The organism is Bacillus sp. FSL W8-0629 (genome assembly GCF_038593225.1).
GTDB lineage: Bacteria > Bacillota > Bacilli > Bacillales > Bacillaceae > Bacillus > Bacillus altitudinis.
Genome location: NZ_CP151975.1, coordinates 1,749,640 through 1,762,202 on the forward strand (window position 1 = coordinate 1,749,640; position 12,563 = coordinate 1,762,202).

Sequence of the window (12,563 nt, forward strand, 5' to 3'; positions counted from 1 at the left end):
CAACCGTGTCCTTTAGTAGAAAAAAGACGGAATTTTTAGTGTATACATCATTGACTAGGAGAAAGAAACGCAATAACAAAGGAATCGGTTATTGAAGATTCAAGTGATTCATATTAAAATGATGTCAAATGGACGAATTAGCAATTGCTAATAGAAGTTCCATATTTAGTGAAATCATGTGGTGTAGCTGAAGGTGATTGGGGGTGTAGAATGAGCAAAGTTCCTGTGGCGGAATTGGCATCACTATTAAATGACTGGAACATGGAAATCAAAAAAGATCATGCAGATGAGGCAGAACGGCTATTTGCTAAAGCGAAACAGGCAGTAGAGGAAATTGATGATGCTGACATCCTCATGTATTATTCTCTTCTAGAGAAAAGGCATCATATTTTGATGTACAATTTAAGAGGGCAAAAAGGCAATGTTTCAACGAAAAGTATAGAAGGCCATTATGGGAAAAAAGATGATGATTTGTCTAATCGCCTTGCTTATTATTTTGATTTTTATGAGGGTGTGTATGAACAGCATCAGGGGAATTATGAGGTTGCATTACAGATGTATCAAAGTGCGGAAAAGCTCTTAGATAAAATTCCAAGTGAAATCGAACGCGCTGATTTTGATTTTAAGGTCGCGTGGCTTTACTATCGCCTGAGTCATATTATGCTTTCATTAAGTTATATTCGTAGGGCTCTACACGTCTATAAGCGTCACAAGCACTATGAAAGAAGAACTGCACTTTCATATTCTCTTATTGCAGCCAACCTTACAGAGATTGGCAGGTACGAAGAAGCGCTTGAGAATTATCGTTTAGCGGAAGAGGTGTTGACTAGCGAACAGGATGATTTTATGCTGGCTCAGCACCACCATAATGTGGCCATTTTATATTCATTTTGGAATAAACCGAAAGAATCTATACGACATCTTGAAAAAGCATTGTCTCATCAAGAGTATTATGATTCAGATTTCTTTTTCCATTCTACGTATCTGATCAGCCGGGAACTCTGTGTGATTGGTGAAAAGCAACGTGCAAGCCAGTATATAGAGGCTGCATATGCCCGAATGAAAGAAGCTTCTCATGAAGTGTTTCAGCTCAAAATAGGCATCGTACATGATCTTTACTTAACGAATGTACCACAAAGATTTCAGCAAATTAATGAGAAATTAAGAAAGTTAGAAGAAAAGAATGAATATCATGAAGTGAAAGAGCTTTCTCACTTTGCTGCAAAGTATTGTGAAAAGCAAGCACTTTATGAGCAGTCTGTTTTTTACTTGAATAAAAGTTTAGAAGCGGATTTACATATGAAAAGAATGGGGTTGATATAAGATGAAAACAGGATTAAAAGTATTATTCGTTGTAGGGTTAGCGGTCGCTGCGGCTGTTTTAACTGAAAATGTAGCGGGTTCTTTCGAAGTAGCAGAAAAAATCATTGGTGGTTAATCACCCAATCATATCTCGCCCTTGTTGATGATGATCAGCAAGGGTTTTTTATATGGGTGAAAATAGGCTCTTCTTATTAAACGCTGCAAGAACGTTTAATAAGAAGAATTCGCAACAAAGGGGGTGTGCAAATTTGTTACCTGCTCCATTATTCTAAATAAACATTGGGCAGAGCAACAAGTTAAAAAGGTCACCTTTCTTTGCTTAATTTAATTTTTTGCAGGACTTTTCATTCAAATTTCATCAAATTGGTCTATTGTACATAGAAATTGTTACAAAAGAGGGAACACCGCTCCATTTGTCACGCATATGATGAGATGAGGTGTAAGTTGAAGGCAGGTGATTGTATGGATTCACGGGTGTATGGAGGCTTTCATGGCGGCGGTTTTAGCGGCGGAGCAGTGGGACCTCATATTGGCTTTGGCGGGTATTATGTGAGCCCTGGCGTGTTTTCGGGCTTAGGAGGTTACCCTGGATATGGGGGGTTCGGGACGTTTTCTGGATATTCTCCATATGGCTCCACATTCATTATGGGGCGTCCTCCTGGTTTTTATGTAAGAAGTTATTAATGTTTCATCACAGTGATTGAAATAGCCATCTAAGATTGGCTATTTCAATTGGTGAAAGTGCTTAAATGTAGCTGTGATCACAATAACCCCTAGGATGCAAATAGGCAGCCAAATGATGATAAACGGATCGTAAGCATCTGTATACGCAGCTAAAGCAGCTCCTAGGCAGTAAAAGACAATAGAACCGATTCGCAGCAAGCTCACATGTTGAATAGGGGCTTTTCTTTTTTCCCGATTTGATAAGCGTTGCGCCAAATCTTCAAATAAGTTAGCAAGTGTACTCGTTAAAACTGTTGTAGAAATGCCAGCGACATTTAATTTGCGTGCGGCCGCCGTTTGCATGCCCATCGCCATACTTAAAAGGATAATCAGCATAAAATAAGCACCTTGCGTATAAGGAAAAATGGTCATAAGAGCAAATAGAAGCAAGATGATGACTTCTATGATAAAGATGCGTGTAACGGCTTTTGGCCAAAATGTTTTTTCTTGTTTTCCACCTATGACAACAGCTAGTAAAACACCTAAAACAAATCCGCTAAGTGCCGTGATGGAATGAAGAGCGGTTAACTGCAATGAACTGCCTGCTGCAATGCCAAGCAGTACAATATTGCCCGTCATATTTGCTGTAAACACATGTCCTAGGCTTAAATAGCCGATAACATCCACTATTCCTGCGGTAAGACATAAGAACATCAGGGCAATGTTTCGTATTGAGTGTGCGGTCAAAATGGTCATCCCTTTCTTTCTCTCTAATGAATAAGTGTAACGCTTAATGACCGCGTATGTCCATTTTATGAGCTGGTAACATGTCCTGCAGCTGATATAAAACTTGTCGAAAAGAATCATCATTCACATGGTGCCTCATTTGCCGGAATGGGTCGCCTTTTTCCTTTAGACGTTTCATAACAGCCGGCATCGTAAATAAAGAAGGGTGACATTCTTCACTATTTAATTCTTCCCATTCAATCGGTGTTGCAACAAGTCCGAGCTCGTTTCCTCTCGGGGAATACGGGGCGATGATTGTTTTTCCAGCATCATGTTGAAGGTAGTCTAAATATAAACGGTTGCCGCGGTTTTTCTTTAGACGCTCTAGCGTAAACAGCTCGGGTGCTTGTTCACATAAAAATTGGCAGATGAACGCAGTGAATTGTCTAGTTTGTTCATATGTGAAGGCATTTTTCTTCAATGGGATATAAACTTGTAGCCCTTTTCCACCACTTGTTTTAATAAATGCGGTGAGAAAGAGTCCATCTAAAATGACCTTGATTCGTTTGGCTGCTTCTATTGCTAGGTGAAACGCTTTAACAGAAGGCGGATCTAAATCAAATACAATTTCTACAGGCCGCTCTGTATCTCTCGTTTCAAAAGGAATATGAAATTCCATCGCCAGCTGGTTACCAAGCCAAAGCAACGTGTCAGGATCATTACAGATTGTGTAAGTAATATCGTGTGCTTGATCTGTCTCAACAAAATCAGGCGCATAATCGGGCGTTGCCTTTTGATAAAAAGATTCTCCACCAGTGCCATGAGGAAAGCGTATTAACGTAAGACGTCTTTCACGTAAAAAGGGTAATAAATAGGGAGCGGCTTGCCTCAAATAAAGTAAGTAATCTGCCTTTGTGATATGAAGGGCAGGTACAACCGGTTTCTCTGGGTGGGTGACGTCAATCAAAGCTGGGAGCGGATAAAGCTGTTTGAGCATGTGTTGAAAGGTACACGTTGCTGGGTCTGCATCGAATAAAAACGAAGAAAACCGGGGCTCTCGTAAGGCTGATCCATCAAAAGAGATACAGGCAATCTTTGCGACAATGGATGGTGGGATTTCATAATGTGATGCTCCAGTCATTTGACCTTTCGTTAGAAATAAGGTGCGCAGGGTTTGTTCTTCTTCTTTAGAAAAACCATGCTTAAATTGGACAACCTTTATGAGATTCGTTTCTTGATAAAGACATCCTTGAAAATAGCCATTGTCTTTATCAAAACGAGTCACGATGACAGATACATACCGCCAATTTTTGATTTTGAGCCATTCTTTCGAGCGGGTATGCTCCTGCCATTTACTCATCTTCTTTTTAGCAACTAATCCTTCCGCTAAATAGGTCAGCATGATTTTTTTCATGTCATCAGGGCTGCTATCGGTTTGGATGATTTGAAGAAGAGAGGGGTGATTCAGCTGAACGGAGGGAGGAAGATTTGCTTCTTGGAACACCTCATGCAGCTCAGCTTTTCTTTCAATCAGCGGTAAATCAACGAGGGATTTCCCTTTAAATCTCAATAGATCAAATGCAATCAAATGACATGGAAACCGCTTAGCCTGGCGTTGAATGGTTTCTGTGTTTTTCAGGCGGCCTCTTTGCTGAACCTTTGTAAAGTCGCTTTCTTGTTCACTCAGTAAAAAGACCAATTCTCCATCTAGGGTCAGCGGTAAAAAAGGTGCAAGCTGCTTTGTTAGTTGCTGGCACTGATCAATGACTTCAGGAAATTGTTCATTTAATCGCTTTCCGGCTCTGCTCTCTAAATGGATGGTGTCTTTTTCCCAAATAAGAATGGCCCTGAAGCCGTCATATTTTAATTCATACAGCCAGTCTGCTCCAACAGGAATATCATGTGCAGACGTTAAACGCATCGGTTTCATTGTGTTTTTCACTCCCTTACATCATGTGTTCTTAGAGTGGGATGAAATTTTCATAAACATACATAACTCTGATGAAAACATTACATAGTAAGGAGAAAAGAACGGAGGCGTTACGATGCATACAGTATGGAAGGGTGGCATTAGCTTCGGACTGGTGAATATTCCAGTCAAGCTGTTTACCGCTACAGAAAACAAAGATATTAAATTAAGACAGCTTCATAAAGAATGCCATACGCCGATTAACTACAAAAAGGTTTGTGCTAACTGCGGCGAGGAGGTAGCGCCAGAGCAAATTGTAAAAGCGTACGAGTATGCCAAAAATAAATTCATTGAATTGGATGAGGAAGAACTCGAAAGGCTGAGAAAAGAAAATGAAGAAAAAGCCGTCGAAATCATTGATTTTGTGAAGATAGAAGAGATCGACCCCATCTATTATGAAAGAAGTTATTTTCTATCTCCAGATACCGGCGGAGCAAAGGCTTATTCATTATTAAGAAAAGCGTTACAAGAATCAGGGAAAATCGGTGTAGCCAAGATCATGATTCGCTCAAAGGAGCAATTAGCGATTGTTAGGTGCTACGAACATATTTTACTAATGGAAACCATTCATTTCCCTGACGAAATTAGGCAAGTATCAGATGTCCCGAATATCCCGCAAGAGGAAAATATCGTGAAGAAAGAGTTGGATACAGCACTCCTTTTAATTGAGCAGCTGACCACCACATTCGATCCAGCCGCTTATCGCGATGAATACAGAGAGCAGCTGATGAATGTAATTGGAGACAAAATCTCTGGAGAACATACCGTTCAACCAGCAACGACAGGTAAAAAAGAGGCTTCATCCAATGTCACCGATTTGATGGCCGCTTTGCAGGCTTCTATCGATCGATCAAAACCTGAAAAAACGAAAAAAGCAGCACCTAAGAAAAGAAAAGCACCCGCTAAAAAAGAAAAGAATGCATAAAGAAAAGACCGCTCGCCAAAGGGCGGTCTTATTTTGGCTTCACCACATCCTGAATCGTCCCGTCTGTTCGGTGGATGACAACTGCTGTTCCTTTTTTAGATGAAATCTCTTTCGCGCGGTCGATGGCTTCCTGTTTCGTTTCTTTTACCTCACTTGCACGCTTCGCTTTTTCAGTTTGAACCGCCCAGCCTTCATCATGTTTCACGACATGCTGCGCATGATCCATGAGCTCAGGTCGTGCAGAGCTGCTTTTCTTAGAAGGAGTCACAGAACCATGAGAGTGAAAGTCCTCCATTTCTTTTTCCGTCGCATTCTTTTTCCACTCTTTCGCTTGATTGATCGCAATTGGAATCGCTCTACCTTCTTCATAGCCTTCCTGCACCATTTTGTTGGCAATCTCAAGTGCTTTTTTTCGAATGACTTTGTCTAGTGATTGGAATGAAGCTGGATAATCTTCCATTGTCCAAGGCATATTGAACGCTCCTTTCTTTTATTTGAACACCTTCCCCCATATGCAATGGATCAAACATTTCACCATCTCAATCCAATGGCTTGGTTGAAATACATCGTTTTGCTGAGGAAGAATGTTTTCAATTCCTGCACAATAGAAGATAGTAAAGGAGTGATTGAAATGATGATGAAAGGCTTGTATGAAGCACATTTACCTGTGAGTGATTTGAAGGCATCCATTTCTTTTTTTGAAAAATTGGAATTAACGCTTGCTCATGAAAATGAACGAGTGGCCTTTTTATGGATTGAGAAAGGAAAGAGCTGGCTCGGCCTTTGGAAGGTTGATATGTCCACTGTTCCATATCACCCAGCGACGCGACATGTGGCCTTCCAAATAGAAACATCCAGCCTTGACCAGATCAAAGAATGGCTGATAGAAAAAGGGATCAGCATACATCCGATGTTTGGCTTTTCGGAAGAGCAACAGCCTTTAGTACTTGATAATCCACCACAATTTCATGCCGCCATTTATTTTCTTGATCCCGATGGAAATCTGCTTGAATGTATTGCACCGCTAGAAATTGATGCAGCAGAACATCATGAGATGATGACATTTGAAGATTGGGAAAGAAAGAAAAATCCGTTTATTGATTGACAAAACCGCTCATTGTAACTATATTGATTACAACGGTGGTGAAGGAATGTGAAACAAATTAGCAGCAGGTATACCATTGCTGTTCATATCTTATCTTTTATTGCGGGTGTTTCAAAAGAGTGCACAGGGGATTTTATTGCAGAAAGTGTCAATTCAAATCCAGTCATTATCAGAAAAATGATGGCTATGCTCAAAAAGGCGGATCTCATTGAGATTCGCCGAGGAGTTGGCGGTGCTTCCTTAAAAAGGCCGGCAGAGGACATTACTCTACTAGATGTGTACCAGGCTGTGGATGTAAGCGCAGATGAAGAGTTATTTAACTTTCATCAACCAGTCATTGCATGTTCAATTGGTCAAGCCATGGATACGAGACTGCGGCAAGAACTTAAAGAAGCACAGTCCGCACTTGAGCATCACCTTAAACAAGTGACAATTAAGCAATTATTAATCGAGGCGGAGTAGAAAAAGCTCATACATAGAGCTTTTTTTACCCATTCGTTGTAACCATTTTGATTATAACGAATGCTATGATGTAAGAAACAAGCTGTTTCATTCAGGAACATCACCGTTGAACGAAAAATGAGGAGGTCAAATCAATGACATTATTAGTGACAGGTGCAACAGGACAACTTGGATCGCTCGTCGTCAAACATTTGCTCGCGAAAGTGCCAGCTGAACAAATTGCGGTCAGTGTTCGAGATCCGCAAAAAGCAGTACATCTAAAGGAAGCTGGGGTGGATGTGCGCAAAGGAGACTTCACACAGCCGGATACACTTCAATCAGCGTTTCAAGGGATTGACCGTCTTTTGATCATTTCGTCTGGGGATGGAGAACGAGTGAAGCAGCATCTAAATGCCATCGAAGCAGCGAAAGCAGCGAATGTATCATTTATTGCTTATACAAGTGTTGTCAATGCAAGAGAAAGTCAGCTTAACCTAGCACATGACCATGCAAAAACAGAAGAAGCGATTTTGGCTTCTGGCATTCCTCATGTTTTTTTAAGAAACAATTGGTATGTGGAAAATGAAAAAGATACGATTCTGGCATCAGTCAACGGAGCGCCGTTTATCAGCCCAATTGGTGAAGGTAAAGTCGGCTGGGCGACAAGAAATGACTATGCAGAAGCAGCAGCAAATGCGTTAACACTGCCGGCACATGATCAGGAAATCTATGAATTGTCAGGACCGCTTCGCACACACACTGAACTTGCACAAATGGTTAGCAATGTGAGCGGGAAAGAAATCAAAGTAGAACACATGGGTGTAGATACATTTGGAGAATTTTTAGCGTCAAATGGTGTACCGAAAGAAGCTGTTCCATTTGTCAAAGCGATGCAAAGCGGAATTCGCGATGGGGCATTAGCAGTCGAAAGCCATGATTTCGAAAAACTATTAGGCCGTTCTTTAACACCTCTTGAAGACGGAATACGTGAAATGATTTCAAAATAAACATGTCAAAACGCCCTGTAAAAAGGGCGTTTTTTCATGTACCTTCACAAGCATGATGTCCAAATTTTAGACAAATCCGTTCGTTGAAATTTCAGAAATTTGGGATTAAAATGAAATGAAGGTCCATTATTTAGTCATCAGATGACCAGACATAAATCAAGGTGCAGCAAAAGAAAGGAAGTTCGCCGATGAGAGTCAGTTTATTTGTCACCTGTATCATTGACACGATGCATCCACATGTAGGAAAGGCGACTGTTGAGGTATTAGAGCGGCTTGGTGTTGAAGTGGAATTCCCTGAAGCACAAGTGTGCTGCGGGCAGCCCGCCTTTAACAGCGGCTATACAAAAGAAACAATCAAAGCGGCCAAAAATATGATGAAAGCCTTTGAATCAGCTGAATATGTCGTCACACCATCAGGTTCTTGTAAGGCCATGTTTTTAGAATATCCGCACCTTTTTAAAGAAGACCGAGCGTGGTTTGCCCGTGCTCAGGCACTTGCTGCGAAAACATATGAATTAACGGAATTTATTGTTGATATATTACATGTAACAGATGTAGGAGCGAGTTTGAAAGGAAAAGCCACCTATCATACCTCCTGCCATATGACGAGACTGCTTAGAATTAAGGAAGCGCCTTTCACACTGTTGTCAAATGTCAAAGATTTGGTGATGGAACCATTGCCTCGCGCTGAAAATTGCTGCGGATTTGGAGGAACTTTTTCAATCAAAATGACACCCATTTCTGAGCAGATGGTTGATGAAAAAGTACAAAGCATAGAGGAGGCAGGCGCTGAATATATCATCGGTGCTGACTGTGGATGTCTGCTCAATATCGGAGGAAGGCTGAATCGTCTTCATAAGCCAGTTAAAGTGATGCATATCGCAGAAGTGTTGAATAGCCGCTGAAGCTAAGAGGGGGAACGGCACATGAGTATGAAAATTGGAGAGAAGGCTTTTAAAGAGCGGATCGGCGAAGGATTAGAAGACGCTGTGATGAGAGGAGCTGTTTCCTCGGCACAGGAGCGTCTGTATAAAAGACGGATGACTGCAAGTGAAGAGCTTGGAAACTGGGAAAAGTGGCGTGAACTTGGAGAGGACATCAGGCAGCATACACTTGCCCATCTTGATGACTACTTATATCAATTAAGTGAGAGCGTGAGTAGACGTGGAGGTCATGTGTTTTTTGCAAAAACAAAGGAAGAGGCATCGGCGTACATTCAAGATGTAGCACAAAAAAAAGCAGCAAAAAAAATCGTGAAATCAAAATCAATGGTCACAGAAGAAATTGAAATGAATGAAGCGCTAGAAGAGATTGGCTGCGAGGTAGTTGAAAGCGATCTTGGAGAATATATTCTTCAAGTTGATGACCATGAACCACCTTCACATATCGTGGCACCAGCCCTTCATATGACGAAAGAACAAATACGGGAAGTTTTTCACGAAAAGCTTGGATATGATATGTCAGAGACTCCTGAAGAAATGACCAAATTTGTAAGAGCTTTGTTACGAGAAAAATTTCTTGAAGCAGATATTGGTGTGACGGGCTGTAACTTTGCTGTGGCTGACACAGGATCGATTTGTCTTGTGACGAATGAAGGGAATGCGGATCTTGTCACGTCTATTCCAAAGACACATATCGCAGTCATGGGGATGGAGCGGCTTGTACCAACGATGGAGGAGCTCGATGTTCTTGTCGGTCTATTGTGCAGAAGCGCAGTCGGTCAAAAGTTAACAAGCTATATCTCTGTCGTGGGACCAAAAGGAGAAGGAGAGGTCGATGGACCAGAAGAGTTTCATTTGGTCATTGTGGATAACGGACGGTCAAATATATTAGGGACGGAATTTCAGCCAGTTTTGCAATGTATTCGGTGTGCAGCCTGTATCAATGTGTGCCCCGTTTACCGGCATGTTGGCGGTCATTCGTACGGATCAATTTATCCGGGTCCGATTGGCGCTGTTCTTTCGCCGCTATTTGGAGGATATGACGACTACCAAGAGCTTCCTTTCGCCTCAAGTTTATGCGCAGCCTGTACAGATGCTTGTCCAGTGAAAATTCCACTTCACGAATTATTAATCAAACATCGACAAGCCATCGTTGAAAAAGAGGGGAGAGCGCCTAAAGCGGAAATGATGGCAATGAAAATGTTCGGAATGGGCGCATCCACTCCTAGAATGTATCGATTTGGAACAAAAGCAGCCCCTGTGCTCTTGAAACGTATGGCTTCAAACGGACAGATTTCAAAAGGTGCGGGTCCTTTAAAGAATTGGACAGAAATTCGTGACCTCCCAGCGCCAAGCAAAGAAAGGTTTCGGGATTGGTTTAAAAAGAAACAAAAGGAGGAGCGGCAATGAAAGGTACCATTTCTCATCGAGATCCATTTTTAGCACATATCCAGCAACAATTAGGCAAAAGCTCCTCCAAGCCTGCATCTATTCGGCGTCCGGTTTGGAAGCATCGAGTCAATTGGGAAACAAATGAAGGTCTGTCGAAAGAAGAATTGATAGAGCAATTGAAGGTGCAATGTCAGCAAATTCATACGAGAGTGGTAGAAACAACGCCTAAAGAAGCACCCTCAACGATACGATTATTGATGAAAGAGTATGGAGAAGGTCCTGTGATGACTTCGAGCGATAGACGTTTTGCACAATATGAATGTCATCCTATGTTTCAAGCCTTGCTGAAAGAAGGAATCTCAGTCACTAGCTGGAATGCAGATACATCAAGAGAAGAAAATATAAGGCAGGCAGAACAAGCGAAATATGCAGTGGTATTCAGCGATTACACACTTGCAGAATCCGGAACCGTTGTTCTTTCCTCCCATCAAGGTCAAGGGAGAGCACTTCATTTTTTACCGATGATGTATATCGTATGTATTGAAAAAAGCATAATTGTCCCGCGGATGATTCATGCTGTTTCAGCTCTTCATCGCCTAGTAGAAGAAGGAGAGCAGACGAAAGGTGCCATTCATTTTATATCAGGTCCAAGTAATTCTGCCGATATTGAAATGAATTTAGTGGTTGGTGTTCATGGGCCGGTGCGGGCTGTTTATGTATTAATAGATGATGAATGAGGCTTTCGTGAAGAAAGCCTTTTTTATGTAAACATTCTTAAAATTCATCTTGCCTCTAGGCGAATAGTCATAGTAAGATGACGTCATACAAGATGAGAAGCTCATCTACTGCTGATGTAAAGGAAGCTGCTAATGGAAATGAAGACAAATGCTCCAAAGAAGTCGATTGCGGTGCCGCTTGTGATCTCAATCATTGCGATTTCGTTTTCGGCCATTATTGTGAAGTGGTCAAGTGCGCCTGCTGCTATTTTAAGTATGTATCGAATGATATTTGCGGCGGTTTTGATGCTTCCGTTTATTCTGCCGCGTCAAAAAGAGTTTGTCTCGTTAAAGCGGAGAGACTGGTTTTTCTTATGTATGTCAGGTTTCTTTTTAGGGCTCCATTTTGTTTTGTGGTTCGGCTCATTGAAGCTCACCACAGTGGCGAGCTCTACAATCATCATTGCACTTCAGCCGATGGTGTCATTATTAGGCGGATTTCTCATTTTTCGTGAACGAACAACGAAGTCAGCCATTTTCACAATGTGTGCGGCGATTGTTGGTGCGCTCATGATCGGATGGGGGGATGTCGGCCATAGTCAAGACGCCATTATAGGAGACATTTTATCCTTTTTCAGTGTAATCGCTGTTGTTTGTTATTTATTAATCGGTCAACAAGCTGTGAGAAAGATATCTCATTGGATTTATAGTTTTTGTGTATTTGGTTTTGCCGGCCTTTTTTTAATTTTATTTAACCTTATACAGCAAACGCCTTTTGTAGGCTATTCGGGTAAAGAATGGGGGATTTTCTTACTGCTCGCCATTATCCCTACCATGTCCCATGTCATTAACAACTGGCTGTTAACCTATGTGAATGCGACAACTATTTCAATGAGTATTCTAGGCGAACCTGTTGGGGCAACGATACTCGCTGTTTTACTGCTTGGAGAGAAAGTCACGCTGCTGCAAATGTTCGGTGGTCTTCTTGTCCTTTTAGGTGTCTTTTTCTTTTTGATGCAGCAGCGACAAGGAATCGTGATGAAAACAAAAAAATCCGGTTAACTCCCGGATTTTTTTACTCTTTTAAATGATTTTTTTCAATTACTTTGTTTAATCTAGCCTCGACTTTCTTCAATTCCACTTGTTTTCTTCTTATCATTCGAATCGCGATGACAACGATGGTCACGATCAATGCAATGAATAGAAGAGAAAATACTTGAAATGCGATATCCCCAATGTTGAATGCAGTATTCGCTTCATTAGGCATGTGTAACCCTCCTTATATCTATATATTACCATAATCAATAAAAGATTGAGATTTATCCATAATTTATCTATAATAGGTAAAATATCAC

At 41.3% G+C, this 12,563-nt stretch carries 14 protein-coding genes; 10 read left to right on the top strand and 4 right to left on the bottom strand.

What is annotated here, in order from left to right; genetic code table 11:
* The first annotated feature begins 210 nt into the window (after positions 1-210).
* A complete protein-coding gene (locus NSQ17_RS08890; RefSeq protein WP_056703282.1) occupies positions 211-1,323 on the top strand; it encodes a tetratricopeptide repeat protein in 1,113 nt (370 codons plus the stop codon).
* A 462-nt stretch (positions 1,324-1,785) separates the two neighbouring features.
* On the top strand, positions 1,786-2,007 hold the full coding sequence (locus NSQ17_RS08895) for a hypothetical protein (RefSeq protein ID WP_024719106.1): 222 nt from the start codon (positions 1,786-1,788) through the stop codon (positions 2,005-2,007).
* 39 nt (positions 2,008-2,046) lie between these two features.
* Here the strand turns inward: NSQ17_RS08895 and NSQ17_RS08900 are convergent, their stop codons facing one another.
* Together NSQ17_RS08900 and NSQ17_RS08905 are read right to left on the bottom strand one after the other, a co-directional pair.
* On the bottom strand, positions 2,047-2,742 hold the full coding sequence (locus tag NSQ17_RS08900) for a YoaK family protein (RefSeq protein WP_008343947.1): 696 nt from the start codon (positions 2,740-2,742) through the stop codon (positions 2,047-2,049).
* Positions 2,743-2,776: 34 nt separating this feature from the next.
* Complete coding sequence (locus NSQ17_RS08905; RefSeq protein WP_342468035.1) at positions 2,777-4,642, bottom strand: DNA ligase D; 1,866 nt, start codon at positions 4,640-4,642, stop codon at positions 2,777-2,779.
* A 115-nt stretch (positions 4,643-4,757) separates the two neighbouring features.
* Here NSQ17_RS08905 and NSQ17_RS08910 point away from each other — a divergent pair, with 115 nt between their 5' ends.
* A complete protein-coding gene (locus NSQ17_RS08910; protein WP_007499384.1) occupies positions 4,758-5,606 on the top strand; it encodes a Ku protein in 849 nt (282 codons plus the stop codon).
* Positions 5,607-5,634: 28 nt separating this feature from the next.
* On the opposite strand, the gene NSQ17_RS08915 is transcribed toward NSQ17_RS08910, so the two are convergent.
* Positions 5,635-6,078, bottom strand: a complete 444-nt coding sequence (locus tag NSQ17_RS08915; RefSeq protein WP_007499382.1) for a DUF2188 domain-containing protein — start codon at positions 6,076-6,078, stop codon at positions 5,635-5,637.
* Between the two features lie 159 nt (positions 6,079-6,237).
* Between NSQ17_RS08915 and NSQ17_RS08920 the strand changes: the two genes are divergently transcribed.
* The 7 genes from NSQ17_RS08920 (at position 6,238) to NSQ17_RS08950 (ending at position 12,270) form a co-directional block, all read left to right on the top strand.
* Positions 6,238-6,711, top strand: coding sequence for a VOC family protein (locus NSQ17_RS08920; RefSeq protein WP_051404169.1), 474 nt, complete (start codon positions 6,238-6,240; stop codon positions 6,709-6,711).
* Between the two features lie 48 nt (positions 6,712-6,759).
* Positions 6,760-7,173, top strand: a complete 414-nt coding sequence (locus tag NSQ17_RS08925) for an Rrf2 family transcriptional regulator (RefSeq protein ID WP_259254351.1) — start codon at positions 6,760-6,762, stop codon at positions 7,171-7,173.
* A gap of 134 nt (positions 7,174-7,307) precedes the next feature.
* Positions 7,308-8,159: an SDR family oxidoreductase gene (locus tag NSQ17_RS08930; protein WP_342468036.1), complete on the top strand. Its 852-nt coding sequence runs from the start codon at positions 7,308-7,310 to the stop codon at positions 8,157-8,159.
* A gap of 188 nt (positions 8,160-8,347) precedes the next feature.
* Entirely contained in the window at positions 8,348-9,064 is a 717-nt protein-coding gene (locus NSQ17_RS08935) for a (Fe-S)-binding protein (RefSeq protein WP_135008851.1), read from the top strand.
* Between the two features lie 21 nt (positions 9,065-9,085).
* The gene (locus NSQ17_RS08940) at positions 9,086-10,510 is read left to right on the top strand and encodes a LutB/LldF family L-lactate oxidation iron-sulfur protein (protein WP_342468037.1); all 1,425 of its coding nucleotides are present in this window, start codon (positions 9,086-9,088) and stop codon (positions 10,508-10,510) included.
* On the top strand, positions 10,507-11,229 hold the full coding sequence (locus NSQ17_RS08945) for a lactate utilization protein C (protein ID WP_342468038.1): 723 nt from the start codon (positions 10,507-10,509) through the stop codon (positions 11,227-11,229). Before NSQ17_RS08940 ends, NSQ17_RS08945 begins: the two co-directional genes overlap by 4 nt.
* A 132-nt stretch (positions 11,230-11,361) precedes the next feature.
* Positions 11,362-12,270 (top strand): DMT family transporter, encoded by a 909-nt coding sequence (locus tag NSQ17_RS08950; RefSeq protein ID WP_039167701.1) that lies wholly within the window; start codon positions 11,362-11,364, stop codon positions 12,268-12,270.
* Between the two features lie 13 nt (positions 12,271-12,283).
* On the opposite strand, the gene NSQ17_RS08955 is transcribed toward NSQ17_RS08950, so the two are convergent.
* Positions 12,284-12,475 carry a hypothetical protein gene (locus NSQ17_RS08955; RefSeq protein WP_057079493.1) on the bottom strand — a complete coding sequence of 64 codons (192 nt, stop codon included), beginning with the start codon at positions 12,473-12,475 and terminating at the stop codon, positions 12,284-12,286.
* Positions 12,476-12,563: the final 88 nt, after the last annotated feature.